We start from the raw sequence: 15,868 nt of genomic DNA, 5'->3' as shown, positions 1-15,868 counted from the left end.
CCAATATATCAACGATTTTTGAAATATATCGAACACAACTCCATATATATAGACGTTTCAACATTAATGCATAACCACGACAACATAAAAAAGACGCACAGCTAAGCTATGCGTCTTTTCTATTACTTCTCTGCAACTTGAACTTCTTTTACGTAAGCTGCTTCGAATTTTTGGATGTCACCTGCGCCCATGAAAATTAGAACGCCGTTTTTATGTTTCTTTAATACATCCGTTGTTGTATCTGTAATTAGCTCTGCACCGTCAATACGCTTTTGCAGATCTTCGATTGTTAATTCACCTTTATTTTCGCGCGCTGATCCGAAAATATCACATAAGTATACTTGATCAGCTTTGCTTAGGCTTTCTGCGAACTCATCTAAGAACTTTTCTGTACGTGAGAATGTGTGTGGCTGGAATACAGCGACAATTTCACGCTCTGGATGTTTTTGACGAGCAGCTTCAATCGTTGCATTAATCTCTGTCGGATGGTGTGCGTAGTCATCGATGATTACTTGCTCTCCCATCGGCTTTTCATTAAAGCGACGTTTTACGCCTTCAAAAGTTGTTAATTGATGTTTTACTGCTTCTACATCAACATTTTCATAATGGCAAAGCGCGATTACTGCTAACGCATTTAATACGCTGTGATTGCCGTATCCTGTAATTTTGAACGTATCATAGTACGTGTTACGAACGAATACATCGAATATCGTGCCATCTGTTCTCTTTTGGATGTTGCGTGCTTGGAAATCATTATCTTCTCCAAATCCATAGAAAATAACAGGTACTTTCGCTTGAATTTTTTGAAGTTCTTCATCATCTCCACATGCAATAATGCCTTTTTTCACTTGCAATGCCATCTCTTGGAATGCACTGAATACATCATTGATGTCTGCAAAATAATCTGGATGATCAAAATCAATATTCGTCATAATTGCATAGTCTGGATTATAAGACAAGAAATGACGACGATACTCACAAGCTTCAAATACAAAATACTTACTATTTTCTACCCCATGCCCTGTTCCATCTCCAATAAGGTAAGATGTCGGGTGTGCACCTTGCATTACATGGGCTAACAAACCTGTTGTTGATGTTTTTCCGTGTGCACCAGTTACAGCAACACTTGTGTATTGGCTCATCAGGTCACCTAAGAAATGATGGTAACGATGGACTGGGATGTTTAATTCTTTTGCTGCTACGATTTCTTCATGCGTATCAGGAAATGCATTTCCTGCAATAATCACTTGTCCTTCTTCTACATTATTCTTATCAAAAGGAAGGATCGAGATACTACGCTTTTCCAACGCTGTTTGTGTAAAGAAACGCTTTTCATAATCAGACCCTTGAACAGTATGCTTCATATCATGAAGAATTTGCGCTAATGAACTCATTCCTGTTCCTTTAATTCCTACAAAATGGTAAACTGTCATCTTAAAGAACCTCCAACATTTCGAACTAATACAACGGCCTATCTATAAGACAGTATATGAATCTTTTCTTATTTTGGTAATCATCATACATTTTTGATGTAGTGAAGTTATTTTTTCCCTTCACTTATCAGGATAAACTCGTACGTACTTCTTTATATGTCCATAACAAGTCCATTATAGCAAAAAAGAAGCCGCTATACTATGATAACAGAAAAACTGATAGGGTCAATCACCTATCAGTTTTTCTCTCTTTTACATCTCTTCTCTTTTTTCTAATTGAACACGCTCTAAACGTGGGTTTGGACGATATTTACGACCAGCTTTTGCTTCTGGTTTCCCATTTAATTCTACATTATCACCAGTAAAGCCAATATTCATTTTTAATAAGCTACTTCCTACCCCGTATATGTCAACAGGTACGTTTTGAGCTTCAAATTCACGAATACGCTTCTCATCAAATCCACCAGTTACAACGATGTCTACATGCTGGAATCCTTCTTCATCAAGTGCTTTACGAAGTGCGAATACAAGCGATGGGTTTACACCACGTGGATCGAATGTTCCAAGTACTTCTGGGTGGCGAATGAAGTATTGATCAATCATCGTGCGGGACGTATCTACACGTACACCTTTTAATGTTGATCCAAATTCACGCGCTACGCGAAGTGCATCTGTAATGACATCATTGTTGTAATCAATTAATACAACTAATTCATCTTCTGGGAATTTCTTATGATATGCTTTTGCCGCTTCCACAACATCACCATTAAACATTTGAATTAATGCGTGAGGCATCGTCCCCATACCACTTTTGCCCCACCATTCATTCATCGCATGCGTCGCTTGTGCGCTCATACCTCCGATGTATGCTGCATAACCGTCACCAGCTTGTTGTGTATAATGATCGTCACGATCTCCCATGAAAATAACTGGTTTTTCTTTATCTACGCTACGCGCAGCTTGGACAACGTTATATACGTTTGTCGCAACCGATGTACGACGAGCTAAAATCCCATCAATGACACCTTCTAAAAATCCGAAATTTTCATAAGGACCATGAATTGTTAACACTGTTTCAAATGGACTAATTTTATCGCCATCTTTTAAAGAATTAATCTCAAGTTCCTCAGGATTTTTAGCGAATGTTTGTAGCAATGCAATTACTTCATCCGTTCCGCAAAGAACTGCATTTTCCTTTTGGAAAAATTGCATCGTTACAACACTTTTCGGGCGAAATTCTTCGATGATTTCTCTAGTCTTTAAAAAGTAAACGGCAGAGAACCACCCTTCTCCAACACGTTCGTCAAATTTAAATGTTTTATTTGTTAGTCTATTTATTTCACCTTTTAATTTTAATTCAATTTCTTTCATGTCGCTTTACTCCCTACTTTACTATCCAACATTTTCTCTTAGTATACAGCAAAACCGTTTACTATACATTCGTTTCCTGCATAGCGGCAAATTCGTCCTCAGAAATAAGGACATCTCTCGGTTTCGTTCCTCTACCTTCAGAAATAATTCCTTGCGATTCCATCTCTTCAATGAGACGTGCCGCGCGATTATAACCGATGCGGAATTTTCGCTGTACAGAAGATGTGGACGCTCCCCCTTGTTCTACAACAAATTGACATGCATCAAGGAACAATTCGTCTTCCGACTCAGCTTGTTCTGTTTTCGCTAATAAATCCTCTTGCTTAAATAAATAATTCGGCTTCATTTGCTTTTTCACATGATCAACTGTTTTTTCAATCTCATCATCCGATACATATACACCTTGTACACGAACTGGCTTAGATGTACCGTTCCCTAAGAATAACATATCACCACGGCCAAGTAATTTCTCCGCGCCCCCAATATCAATAATCGTACGCGAATCAACTTGAGATGATACAGTAAACGCAATACGCGTTGGAATATTTGACTTAATTAAACCTGTAATAACATCTACAGATGGACGCTGCGTTGCTACTAATAAATGAATACCACAAGCACGTGCTTTTTGCGCAATACGACAAATCGCTTCCTCAACATCACCAGGTGCTACCATCATTAAATCGGCTAACTCGTCAATGACAATAACGATATAAGGTAATGTCTCTCCTGGAATTTCTCGCTCACTTACAATCGTATTGTAGCGAGTTAAATCACGAGCACCAGCATGCGCAAACAATTCATAACGGCGTTCCATTTCCTCAACTGCCCATTTTAATGCAGCTGTCGCTGCTTTTACATCCGTAATAACAGGTGCTACAAGATGTGGAACAGAATTGTATGGTGCAAGCTCAACCATCTTCGGATCGATTAACATTAACTTCACTTCATGTGGTTTCGCTTTATATAAAATACTCGTTAAAATCGCGTTAATACACACACTTTTACCTGAACCCGTCGCCCCCGCAATAAGTCCGTGCGGCATTTTTCGAATATCCGTTACAATTGGATCCCCTGAAATATCAAGCCCCAGCGCAACAGTAAGCGGTGATTCACTCTTTGTGAATACAGGACTTCTTAAAATTTCACGAAGAAATACTGGCTTACTTTCTTTATTTGGAACTTCAATTCCAATCGCACTCTTCCCTGGAATCGGTGCTTCAATACGAATATCTTTCGCAGCTAAGCTTAACTTAATATCATCACTTAAATTTGTAATTTTATTTACTTTCACACCTGGGTCTGGCTGCACCTCAAAACGAGTGACTGCCGGACCTTGCGATACATTAATAACATGTGCTCCAACGTGAAAATTATTAAACGTTGTATCTAATAATTCTTTCTGCTCCTCTAACCATTCAGTATTATCTAACGCTGATTGCTGTGGAATCGACAACAGCGCTAATGGCGGAACAGTGTATGTCGGTGGTGTGTGCAATACATTTCGCATATCGTTCTCTCTTTGATTTACAACATATGCTTTCTCTTGTACTTCCGTACTTGAAATTGGCTTTTGTACTTGCTCTACCACTACTTGCTGTATTGGTTGTTCTTCCACTTGTGGCTCTGCTACTACTTGCTGCACTGGGTGCTCTTCCACTTGTGGTTCTGCTACTACTTGCTGCACTGGGCGTTCTTCCACTTGTGGCTCTGCTACTACTTGCTTCATTGTTTGCTCTTCCACTTGTGGTTTTGCTACTACTTGCTGCACTGGGTGCTCTTCCATTTGTGGTTCTGCTGCTACTTGCTGCACTGGGCGTTCTTCCACTTGTGGTTCTGCTACCTCTTGTTGCACTGGCTTATTCTCTACTCGTACATTAGCAGAAGGCTGCATTGCATTTGCTCTAGCTGCATGTCTTTCCATTAATCGTGTTCTATCTTGTTTCAACATAACAACATTAAATGGTACATGACGCTTTTTCTCACGTTTTGGTTCTTCTTTTTGTACAACTGGTTGTTCTTCTGCGACTGGTGTTTCCTCGGCAACTGGTTGTTCTTCTACGACTGGCGCTTCTTCTACAACTGATTGCTCTTCTACGACCGGTGCTTCTTCTACAACTTGTTGCTCTTCTGCGACTGGCGCTTCTTCTACAACTCGTTGCTCTTCTGCGACTAGTGTTTCCTCGGCAACTGGTTGTTTTTCTACGACTGGCGCTTCTTCTACAACTGGTTGTTCTTCTGCAATTAAAACATCCGCAAAGCTTTGAACATCTTTCTTCGTTTGTTCATCAGCCTCAGCAACATGTATGAATTCACTCTTTTGTTCAATTGCTTCATCTTCTTGCTGAATTTCCTCAAGTGCTACAAATGTCTCTACTACAGGCGCGTTTATTTCTGCAATTACTTCAGCTTCTTCTGACTCTTCTGCTTCCGCAATTACTTCCACTTCTTCTGACTCTTCTACTTCCGCAATTACTTCAGCTTCTTCTGACTCTTCTGTTTCTGTGATTACTTCCACTTCTTCTGACTCTTCTGTTTCTGTAATTACTTCCACTTCTTCTAGCTCTTCTGTTTCCGCAATTACTTCTACTTCTTCTAGCTCTTCTGTTTCTGTAATTACTTCTACTTCTTCTGACTCTTCCGCTTCCGCAATTACTTCTACTTCTTCTAGCTCTTCTGTTTCTGTAATTACTTCTACTTCTTCTGACTCTTCTGCTTCCGCAATTACTTCAGCTTCTTCTGACTCTTCTGTTTCTGTAATTACTTCCACTTCTTCAGGTGCCTCTGTTTCCATAACTACTTCTTCAAACTCTTCCGTTTCTGCAATTACTTCTACTTTTGACACTTCTTCTGGTATTTCCACAATGATTGTTTCTTCAAGTTTTTCTTCTGCTTTGACAATCACTGATTCTTCTGGAGCTTGCTTTTCTACTTCAATAGTAGGTTGTTTTATTTCTGTATTACGTTTAATTTCTTCTGATAATATTGTATCCTCGTGCTCTACTTTAGAAGCTACTAATTCTTCTTGTAGATTGTTTTCGTTTAACACCACTACATCTTTTTCTAGCTTAGCACTTTCCATCTGCTCAGCTACTGTTTTATGAAGTAATTCATCCGCTGAAACTTCCTGCGGTGTACTCATTTCTTGAATCACTTCTTTTTCTTCTACTAAAGGCACTTGGCGTTCAATTTCATAACCGTTTTTCTCTAGCCATTGATCAACTACTGACTTTTCTTCCTTTTTATTCTCTTTATATTGTTGCTCTCCTTGCTGGTTAGCAGCTCTATGACTAGAAGAAGTTGGTGCTTGTCCTTCTGAGAAATCAGATAATGTATATCCTTTTTTCTCTAACCATGCATCAACGACTGATTTACCCTCTACAGATATTTCAAGGTCTTCTCTTTCCTTTACTTCCTCCTGCTTTTCTTCCTTTTTCTCTACTGAAGGACGATTATATCCATAAATTGGCGAAATCATTTCTGTTGGCCGAAATGGTCTACGGTTACTCTCTTGCGCTGGTGTAGATGCTTTCTTTACGACAGACTCCCGCACCGGTTCATATTGCACTTCCGGCTCTTCATATGTAGAAACTACCTTTTCCACATACGGTCGTCTGCTTCTTTCCACCTTTATTCCTCTTTGGGCAGTCGGTTCTTCATATGTTACTCCTTGAACAGGTTGTTCTTCGAAGCGATTTACTTCGCTTTCATCCTCTTCATCGAACCCATTATCCGGTACTAAAGGAAAACGGCATTTACCTGCATTCCTACTTGCCATTTGTGCTTCTCTTGCTTCAGTGTAGTGGTTTACACGAGGAATTTTCGGCTGACTTTCAATTTGCTTTGGTACTTCTTTATTCATCGCTGTTTGTTCTTCCTCTTTGTTAAACAGCTTTTTCATCCAATCTAACATGCTTACCACTCTTTCTACTAAATAGTAACATCCTTTATTGTATCAGCATTCGGCAAAAAGTGCAGGTAAAATTAAGCATGTCATATTTATCCATAATATTCTAATTTACGAGTGTTTTCATATAAAAAAACGCAGTCTTTCATGTAAGACTGCGTTTAAGCTTTACTCTTCCGATATTCATCTACACTATCCGTTACACTTTGCAACAAGGAATTTACATACTGCGAGTCAGATAATTTTTTATCTTCTTCAGGATTTGACATAAACCCAAGTTCTAATAGTACACCAGGTACTTTGGACCAATTAAATCCAGAAAGATCATCCCTGAATTTAATTCCATTCACTTTCACTTGTTGATTCTCTCTCATTTTATTTACAATCGTTTGAGAGATTTGAAGACTTTCCGCATAAATCTCTTTCGTATACGGACTTCCTTCTGCCGGCGTCAATACAGCGAATCCACTTTGGTTTGGATTTTCAGAACCATCTGCATGAAGACGTAAAAATAAATTAGCCTTATGATTATTTGCGAATGTCGCCCTTTCTTTATTACTTATATCAACGTCTTGTGATGTTCTCGTCATTAATACTTGTATCCCTTTTGCTTCAAGCTTTTCTTTTAATAAAAAAGCCATTTCTAATACAAGTACAGCCTCTCTCTTTTTCGTCACAACACCTGTTGTACCGTCTGTCACTTTATATTTTTGCGTTGTTGCCCCTGGTCCAATCGGCTCTAAATTTAAATTCGCTTTTTGTTGATGCCCTGGATCAATAACGACGAGAAACTTCTCTTGTTTTTCATTACTCTCTACTTTTTGTTCATTATTTTGCACTGGTTGCTCAGTCGGCTGCACTGGCGTAGTTTCTTCTTTCTTTTCATCAGATGATACTTCCTCTTGCTTATGTTCTACTTGCTCATTCGTTTGAATTGCTTGCGATTCTTCGTTCTTTTCTTGTTGCTTTTCTACCGGTGCGTCTTCTTTGGTATCTTTGTTTTTCTCTTGTATAGAAGATGTAGTTTCTTTTTTCGGCTGCCCTTGTGAACAACCGGCCATATATATTCCAATGAATGCAATCATGCTCATTATTTTTATATACTTCATACTTCTCTCCCATCACTTTGCACCGGATTCAAAGTTTTTCTTATAATTGCCCTATAATCTCATCTATATTTCCAATATAAACTGGTTGCCATTTTTCTGTACCACGTTCTGCAGTATAAAGCGGATAAGCGGCATCATCTATATTTACGAAAACTGGATCGCCCATATCCGTTTCATATCCAATTGTAATCCATTCTTCTTTCCATTTTCCGTGTTCTTCACTTATTAATGAATTTTTATGTTTATCGTATCGGTAACCGATTTGTCCTTTTTCCAATTCACTTTCACTAAACAAATATATTTCATAAGTACCTAGCTCAACATCTTGCTGTTTTGAAGTTTCAATTCGTTTTAGAAGTTCTGCGATTTTTGGTTGCTGTTTCATACTTCTATCCCCTTCTACTTTTCTAAATTTTAACTAGATTGTTTATAAAATACAATATAGATTTTAAGAAAAAAAGTGACATCCTTATCATATTAACGATTTTTTAAATATATCTATCACAACTCTCAATATATCAACGATTTAACACGAAATTTCGATTTACCGACAAAGAATGACAAAAAAAGAGAGGCTGTCCAAAAGGACAACCTCTCTTTTCTTATATCAATTAAAATTTAAACTCTTGTCCAACTTCAAAGCTATCTTCTAATACAAGAATACCTTTTTCTTGTGGAGCATCTGGAAGCTCTAATTCACGTGCAGAGCAGATCATTCCAGAAGAAGGAACACCGCGAAGCTCAGCTGGCTTGATTAACATACCGCTTGGCATTACAGCGCCGATTTTTGCAACGACAACTTTTTGTCCTGCATCAACGTTTGGTGCACCACATACGATTTGTAATGTTTCTGTACCGATTTCTACTTTACAGATGTTTAACTTATCAGCATTTGGATGTTTTTCTTTTTCAGCTACATAGCCTACAACAAATTTCGGAGAAAGATCTGCTTCTACTGTTTCTTCAAAGCCATTCTTCGCTAAAATTTCGTTGATTTTCTCTACAAGCTCTTTCGTTAATGTAAGGTTGCCTGTTTCTTTTACTTCTAAGTAAGAAGATGCATTAAAGATGTTGAATCCTGCTGTCTCGTTGCTTTCACGATCGTATACGCGTGCAACATCTCCTTTGCGATCAAAAGTACGGTTCTCTAAAGTAATATCTTGTAAGGCAACAATTAAAGTGTCACCAATTCCTTCAAGGTTGTAAAAAACGTTCACTTCGTTCATCCTTTCTCTTTTCCATCTGTCTTCTTCCGATTTTTCGCTAAAATAAAGATTGGTTCAAATTCTCCATCTTCATATACGAATGAAAGTGATGTAATCGGAACATGCCCTTCGGCAAAAAATTTCATTGTCATTTGTGCAATAATATCATAACCGATTTCGTTGACGATATCAGCAATAATTAATACATCTTGGTGAGGAACAGCAACAACCATGTCACCAGAAATCTTTTCACGCATCGATTGTAGTAACGATTCGTTTAAAATACGAGTCGCGTCATACCCATCATTTGTGTTTAAAAAGTAGAATGTATTACCCGCTACTGTGTCTTGTTTAAATTCATAACCTAATGAGCGTGCGTTGAATAATGCCATTTCACGCACTTGCTGTTCTGTAAGTTCTAATTTTTGTAATAGACGCTCGTCAATTAGTCGATACGTTTTATTCGAATCTAACGCATAGTAAATACGTGTTTCCGCCGTATGATCCGTCATAATAAACGGATTTCCTTCTTCTGCTTGTTTCGGGAAAGAAGTAGAGCGAATAACAGGTAAAATTTTCGCTCCGCTATTTTCTTCTTTATGCATCGCAATTAGCGCTTCTTGTACGTAATAAGCAACTTCTTCAATTGCCTTTTCTTTGTTCACTTCCCATTTTGCCACAACTCCTGGAAGCGATACGTTAATACCTTTTTTGGAGTCTTTTTGTTCAATACGTAAAACTTCTTTCTCACTATCATACTGAAAGTCCCATTCTGGGCGAGATAATTTCTTTATTAGCTCATCTTTCATCTTTTTACTTGTCATCTTCATCTCTTTTTCCTCCCTTCCAAAAAAATAACCTCCCCCGCGAAGGTAGAGGTTGTTTTACAATTCAATTGGCAAATTGCCTTATTTTAAACCTTCAATGAACTCTTCGATTTGTTCTTGTGTTTTACGATCTTTGTTTACATAGCGACCAGTTTCTTCACCTTTATTGTACGCTACAAAGCTCGGAATGCCAAATACGTCTAATTTTACGCATAGATCAATAAACTCATCGCGATCTACATAGTAAAATGAGAAATCACTATATTTCTCTTCTACTTCTGGCATAAATGGGTCTACAAAGCGGCAGTCTGGGCACCATTCTGCTGAGAACATAAAGACTACATTCTCTTCATTTTTTAACTGTTGGAATTGCTCCATGCTTTCTAATGACTTCATCTATATTTCCTCCTCTAACGGGTACATTTTTCATGTTATAATCTTTCTTTTATACTACCATACATCGCGCACGGTGCAAGGTTTATGCTTGCTTTTTGTCATACTTATATTGCCCAACTAACAACTTAACAACGTGTACAAATAATTCCGTACGGTCGACATAATCATCTGTAAAAATACCGATCGCACCTTCGTGACTACGAATATCTTTTCGCTGCACAAACTCTTCCATCACTTCGCTTAATTCCTTACCATCTTCAAGAGGTGCTAAAAAATCGTCTGGTAACGTAATACGCGCTCCTCCGGCCACAAATACTTTCCCATCACTTGTTGCTAGCGCGCCCCAGTTACACATAAATAAACCGTGCTCCGTTTTCATTACGCCGCCTTCTAGCCCAATCCCAATTGGAGCTTCTCCGTCCTCTAGCGCTCGCTTCGCTCTATTGATCGCTCCTTGCATCGTCTCTTCATCTGAGAAAGGCTGAGCTGATACTCCTGACGGAACAGAAAGAGATGTAATTTCAGCATCTTTCCAAACCTTCTCCACAGCGCCAACCTTCGTTTTATTCTTCGATCCAACTACTACTTTCATTTCGTTCACCTCTATAAAAATTCATCATTCTATTCTAATATCCGCTTCGGCACAAATTAAGTACCAACCACTACCACACACCATCAGGGAATTCCTTCTCCCCATAAAAGAAGGTCGCTTTCTAAAATATTACTGGTCCTAAACACAAAAACAGGCTTCTTCTTTCTTCCTACCCGCGGTCTTAATACATCATTCGAGCACCCATTAGGCACTAACCGCCACCACTCATCGCTGGGTCATCTATTCAACCTAAAAAAAGAAGGGTTTTTCGCCCTTCTTCTCTACGCGTTATTCTTAATTGTCTCTAACGTCGTTTTATCTGTTGTTCTTACAAGCTTCGTAATTAATTCTTTCGCCGCTGCATAATCATCAACATGTAAAATTGAAGCATGTGTATGAACGTAGCGTGCACAAACACCAATTACTGCTGATGGGATACCAGAGTTACTTGTATGTACACGGCCCGCATCTGTACCACCTTGTGAAATAAAGTATTGGTACGGAATGTTGTTTGTTTCTGCTGTATCTAAAATAAATTCGCGTATTCCTCTATGTGTTACCATCGTGCGATCGTAGATACGAAGAAGAGCACCTTTTCCTAATTGACCGAACTGTGTTTTGTCACCAGATGCATCGTTTGCTGGACTTGCATCAAGCGCATAGAAAATGTCTGGTTGAATCATATTTGCAGCTGTTTGCGCTCCGCGGAGGCCTACTTCTTCTTGTACAGTAGCACCAGAATATAATGTATTTGGTAATGTTTCATCTTTTAATTCTTTTAACAATTCGATTGCAAGACCACATCCGTAACGGTTGTCCCAAGCTTTCGCCATAATTTTCTTTTCGTTTGCCATCGGCGTGAATGGGCAAATCGGCACGATTTGTTGTCCTGGTTTTACACCAATTTCAATCGCGTCTTCATAACTATCTGCACCTATATCAATTAACATATTTTTTATATCCATCGGTTTTGCACGTTGCGCGTCACTTAATAAATGAGGAGGAATAGAACCAACAACCCCAATAACAGGACCATTCTTCGTCATAACTTGTACACGCTGTGCTAATAAAACTTGACTCCACCATCCGCCTAACGTTTGAAAACGAAGCATTCCGTTTTTCGTAATTTGCGTAATCATGAAACCTACTTCATCCATATGACCTGCTACAAGAACACGCGGACCAGTTTCGTCCCCTTTTTTCAGACCAAATACGCTACCTAAACCGTCTTGTACAATTTCATCCGCATATTTGCTTAATTCTTGTTTCATAAAACGGCGTACATCATGTTCAAAACCTGATGCACCTTGTAATTCTGTTAACGTACGAAATAATTGTAATGTCTCTTTATTCACGAAGTCCCCTTCTTTCAAACCTTAGTAGAATACCTCTTTTATTGTAACGAAATTTTCGAAATGTTTCTAGTTTCTTCTTTTTTAGCTGTATTTGCTTTATAATTATTATCGGTACACTATTTTTATTTTATAGAATTGAGGTGAATATATGAGCTGGAAAGGTTTAGTAGCAGGTCTTGGCGTTGGGTTCGCAGCTGGTTATCTCGTTGCAAACAAAGTACAAGAACAATCCCATATTTCTTCAGAAAAAGCATTGAAAATGGTGAAACAAGCATTAAGTCATAAAGGTGAAATTACTGGCTCTTGGGTACATATGGTTCCAGAGACATTTGAAAAATATGATGTCGCATATGAAGTTTATCGCGGCGGTCTTACAACAATGTTAAATGATATACAAGAACGATTTGAATTTTTAGTTGATGCTAAAACAGGTACTGTTTTAGAGGTTATAGCAGCATAAAAAGGAGGGTTCCCATTAGGTGAACCTCTTATTTTTTTGAAATTGCGGGTATTGATTAAAATTATATCAGCGATTTTCCGAATATATCGGCGCAACTCAATTTATATCAGCGATTTCCCAATTATATCGGCGCAACTCAATTTATATCAGCGTTTGTTTAAATATATCGACTTACCGACAAAACCCGACAATAAAAAAGAGGCTGCTCCAATAAATATGATGGAACAACCTCCTATTTTTATGCTTCTATACTCGTTTTCCGTTCTACTTTTTCTACGATATGCCCTTCCTCATTCCACTTCACAGCGCGATAATATGCGTCATGGTAAAACGTAAACCATGCCTCTTTTTCAGCACCATACTTCATCCACTTTTGTTTATTTTCAATCGAGGTCATCGGATAATCGTCGTATGCCATTACCCATAATACATTTTGATGTGCGTGCGTCGGTAATAGGTCTGCTAAATGAAGCATCGTTTCCCCATGGCTTTCTAAAGCAATAACTGCATGTCCATCACTATGACCACCTGTATGCACCATTTTTATTTCATCTGTAATTTCTATTTCTTGCTGGAACGTAACAACTTGATCTACAATCGGCTCCCAATTTTCCTTCCAATATGTATTACGGGATCTAATATTTGGGTTCCTCATTTCATTCCACTCTGTTTCACTTACGTAAACTTTCGCGTTCGGAAACGCTGGTACAAGGTGATCACCTTCCCATTTTGTTAAACCAGATGCATGATCAAAATGAAGGTGCGTCATTAAAACATAGTGAATATCTTCTGGCTTTAATCCTAGTTTTTCTAATGATTCATAAACCGATGATTCTTCTGTTACACCTTGATTCCGCTTCATCTTCTCATTCAATTTACCGTTTCCTATTCCGGAATCAATGAGCATATTTCCGTCTTTCGTTTGCAAAAGTAACGGATCTGTTCGTAAATAAATATGATTTGTATCATTATGTTTATACTTACGTGACCAAAGTACTTTCGGCACAACACCAAACATCGCTCCCCCGTCTAAATGTGTATTCCCGCCTTTTAACCACGTTACTTTTATATCTCCAATTTGTAACTGTTCCATTACACATCCCCCTTTCAATTAATCTTAACATAAAATTCTGATTATTTTAGATGTAAAAAAACCTATGCATTACTGCATAGGCTCTGTACGATATTTTGCTTCAACTCGGTAAATACGATGACCTTTACTAGAGAATTTCTCTTCGTATTCAGTCATGATGTTACCTTCAAAGTCGCTGTTATGAAGATCTAAGCTTAAGTACGTTAGTAACATACCATACTCAGCCATACTCATAAGAGAATATTCAAATAGACCTTGGTTATCTGTTTTGAAATGAATTTCTCCGCCTTCTACTAACACTTCTTCGTAATTACGTAAAAATGTTTTATACGTTAAACGACGCTTCGTATGACGTTTCTTTGGCCATGGATCTGAGAAGTTTAAATAAACGCGATCAATTTCACCTTTCGCAAAGAAAACTGTTAAATCTTCAGCATCTTTATTAATTAACTTTAAGTTTGGTAATTCTTCTTCAATTAATTTATCAAGTGCATCTACAACAACACTTGTGAATTTTTCAATTCCAATATAATTAATATGTGGATTCGCTTTTGCCATATCATACATGAAGCGGCCACGACCTGTACCTACTTCAATGTGAATTGGTTGTTCGTTTCCAAATACTTCTTTCCAGCTACCAGCGCGCTCCTCTGGGTTTCCGATTACGATATGTGAATATTCATTAATTCGATCCATTGCATACGGTTTATGTCTTAAACGCATAGATGTTTCCCTCTCTTTACATAGCTATTTTAAAGGAATAATTCCTTCTTTCTTTTTTAATCAATCTACCAAACAAAAAACCAAGTACGTACGAGCACTCGGTCCGTTTCTTTCAAGTATAAGATGTACCATTTTGATAAAAACTACATACAGCATTAAACATTCCATGACGAAACAGCTTTTTCTCTTACATTTGAAGAGAAAAACAATCGAAAGGATGATCCGTTCATGCCAATTAATCAACAACATCAATTAGAAGTGCTGAAAGATATTTTAGTCAACCACCAAAGTGATTGCTGCGGGACAGTTTCAGAATGCGAGCAATTAGAGCGCCTCATTCAATCGTTACTCGCAAACGATAATATAAGTAGTGACGCTAAAACAATGCTAAACGATGTATATTCTTATAGTCAATCGGGTAAATCTTCCTCTAATTTGGACAACCATATTTCCAATAATCAAGAACAACTTACTCAGTGGATTGCTGGAATGGACAATTTTTCTTAAGTATTATTCTGAAGCAAGTAGTTGCTGTAAATATTGATGCCAATATTCAGCTTCTGCTTGCTGTTTTTTTGTTGTATGCCATTGAATAGACAAAATCGTTTGTGCTATCACATACCATCTCATACGCCTAAGCAGCGATTCATCCATTTCAATATCATAATAACCGAGCCACTCACTCCACTCCTGGCGCGGAATGTACCAATATAATAACATACCGAGGTCTAGAGCTGGGTCAGCAATTACAGCTCCATCCCAATCAATTAAAAACAATTCATCTTCATCCGACAATAGCCAGTTGTTATGGTTTACATCACAATGGCATACAACGAATTCATTGTATTCAATAGCTTTTAATGAATCCATTAAATATTGAAGGCCTTGCTGAATTGTTTCATCATCCCTTATATCTCCTCTTAAAACGAGTTGCAGTTGTTGTAATAACTCTTGTGCGTGAAGCGGCTGCTTCCCAAGTCTTTGAATCATCTGTACAAGCGCTTTAGAGGAGTGTATTTTCTTTAAAAGTTTCGCAACACGTTCTAGTTTCATATCCTCTGGCTCTAGCTTCTGTCCCGGAAGCCATTTTTGAGCAGAAATTACATCACCATTCGTTACCCTTCTTGTCCAAAGTAATTTTGGAACAATTCCTTCTGCTGACAATACCGCTAAAAAGGGCGATGTATTCCGCTTTAAAAATAACTTCTGTTGTCCGTTTTGCGCAATATATGCATCGCCCGTTACTCCACCAGCCGGTACAAGACTCCACTCTTTTCCTAATAATTGTTCCAACCATTCCATATTCATTACCCGTTAACAAATCCTTATCTTTTATAGTTATGAAAAGAAAAACCGCAACATTTCTACACATGTTGTGGATTCATATATTTTACTGT

15 protein-coding genes are annotated in these 15,868 nt (G+C 38.1%); 2 read left to right on the top strand and 13 right to left on the bottom strand.

The features are described 5' to 3' along the window. Positions 1-122 precede the first annotated feature (122 nt). From murC to QCI79_RS18185, 10 genes are all read right to left on the bottom strand, one after another. Entirely contained in the window at positions 123-1,433 is a 1,311-nt protein-coding gene (gene murC, locus QCI79_RS18230) for a UDP-N-acetylmuramate--L-alanine ligase (RefSeq protein ID WP_000219468.1), read from the bottom strand. Between the two features lie 252 nt (positions 1,434-1,685). Then, a complete protein-coding gene (locus QCI79_RS18225) occupies positions 1,686-2,804 on the bottom strand; it encodes a nicotinate phosphoribosyltransferase (RefSeq protein ID WP_000658370.1) in 1,119 nt (372 codons plus the stop codon). Between the two features lie 61 nt (positions 2,805-2,865). Next, positions 2,866-6,717: a DNA translocase FtsK gene (locus QCI79_RS18220; protein WP_021728733.1), complete on the bottom strand. Its 3,852-nt coding sequence runs from the start codon at positions 6,715-6,717 to the stop codon at positions 2,866-2,868. Between the two features lie 155 nt (positions 6,718-6,872). Beyond that, positions 6,873-7,820, bottom strand: coding sequence for an N-acetylmuramoyl-L-alanine amidase (locus tag QCI79_RS18215; RefSeq protein ID WP_000874054.1), 948 nt, complete (start codon positions 7,818-7,820; stop codon positions 6,873-6,875). Between the two features lie 40 nt (positions 7,821-7,860). Next, positions 7,861-8,205, bottom strand: a complete 345-nt coding sequence (locus QCI79_RS18210) for a hypothetical protein (RefSeq protein ID WP_000813342.1) — start codon at positions 8,203-8,205, stop codon at positions 7,861-7,863. A 226-nt stretch (positions 8,206-8,431) separates the two neighbouring features. Next, positions 8,432-9,046 carry a YtpR family tRNA-binding protein gene (gene ytpR / locus QCI79_RS18205; RefSeq protein ID WP_001006761.1) on the bottom strand — a complete coding sequence of 205 codons (615 nt, stop codon included), beginning with the start codon at positions 9,044-9,046 and terminating at the stop codon, positions 8,432-8,434. Next, entirely contained in the window at positions 9,043-9,855 is an 813-nt protein-coding gene (locus QCI79_RS18200; RefSeq protein WP_000784588.1) for a DUF1444 domain-containing protein, read from the bottom strand. The genes ytpR and QCI79_RS18200 overlap by 4 nt, the downstream gene beginning before the upstream one ends. Positions 9,856-9,933: 78 nt before the next feature. Continuing rightward, a complete protein-coding gene (locus QCI79_RS18195) occupies positions 9,934-10,248 on the bottom strand; it encodes a thioredoxin family protein (protein ID WP_000838193.1) in 315 nt (104 codons plus the stop codon). Positions 10,249-10,330: 82 nt separating this feature from the next. Continuing rightward, positions 10,331-10,840 carry a DUF84 family protein gene (locus tag QCI79_RS18190; protein WP_000869937.1) on the bottom strand — a complete coding sequence of 170 codons (510 nt, stop codon included), beginning with the start codon at positions 10,838-10,840 and terminating at the stop codon, positions 10,331-10,333. A gap of 281 nt (positions 10,841-11,121) precedes the next feature. Then, positions 11,122-12,195 (bottom strand): M42 family metallopeptidase, encoded by a 1,074-nt coding sequence (locus tag QCI79_RS18185; protein ID WP_001031507.1) that lies wholly within the window; start codon positions 12,193-12,195, stop codon positions 11,122-11,124. 148 nt (positions 12,196-12,343) lie between these two features. On the opposite strand from QCI79_RS18185, the gene QCI79_RS18180 reads away from it, so the two are divergent. Next, entirely contained in the window at positions 12,344-12,655 is a 312-nt protein-coding gene (locus QCI79_RS18180; RefSeq protein WP_000118543.1) for a PepSY domain-containing protein, read from the top strand. Between the two features lie 238 nt (positions 12,656-12,893). Here QCI79_RS18180 and QCI79_RS18175 read toward each other — a convergent pair whose 3' ends face one another. Together QCI79_RS18175 and trmB are read right to left on the bottom strand one after the other, a co-directional pair. After that, positions 12,894-13,748, bottom strand: coding sequence for a YtnP family quorum-quenching lactonase (locus tag QCI79_RS18175; protein WP_000436862.1), 855 nt, complete (start codon positions 13,746-13,748; stop codon positions 12,894-12,896). A 69-nt stretch (positions 13,749-13,817) separates the two neighbouring features. Further along, positions 13,818-14,471, bottom strand: a complete 654-nt coding sequence (trmB, locus tag QCI79_RS18170) for a tRNA (guanosine(46)-N7)-methyltransferase TrmB (RefSeq protein WP_001239385.1) — start codon at positions 14,469-14,471, stop codon at positions 13,818-13,820. A gap of 228 nt (positions 14,472-14,699) precedes the next feature. On the opposite strand from trmB, the gene QCI79_RS18165 reads away from it, so the two are divergent. Further along, positions 14,700-14,978 (top strand): YtzH-like family protein, encoded by a 279-nt coding sequence (locus QCI79_RS18165; RefSeq protein WP_001122235.1) that lies wholly within the window; start codon positions 14,700-14,702, stop codon positions 14,976-14,978. Between the two features lie 3 nt (positions 14,979-14,981). Here QCI79_RS18165 and QCI79_RS18160 read toward each other — a convergent pair whose 3' ends face one another. Next, complete coding sequence (locus QCI79_RS18160) at positions 14,982-15,779, bottom strand: phosphotransferase family protein (RefSeq protein WP_001986674.1); 798 nt, start codon at positions 15,777-15,779, stop codon at positions 14,982-14,984. Positions 15,780-15,868 lie beyond the last annotated feature (89 nt).

It is taken from the genome of Bacillus cereus group sp. MG1 (genome assembly GCF_040460035.1).
GTDB lineage: Bacteria > Bacillota > Bacilli > Bacillales > Bacillaceae_G > Bacillus_A > Bacillus_A cereus.
Note: the sequence above shows the minus strand (reverse complement) of the source record. Positions and strands in the feature narration are given on the sequence as shown.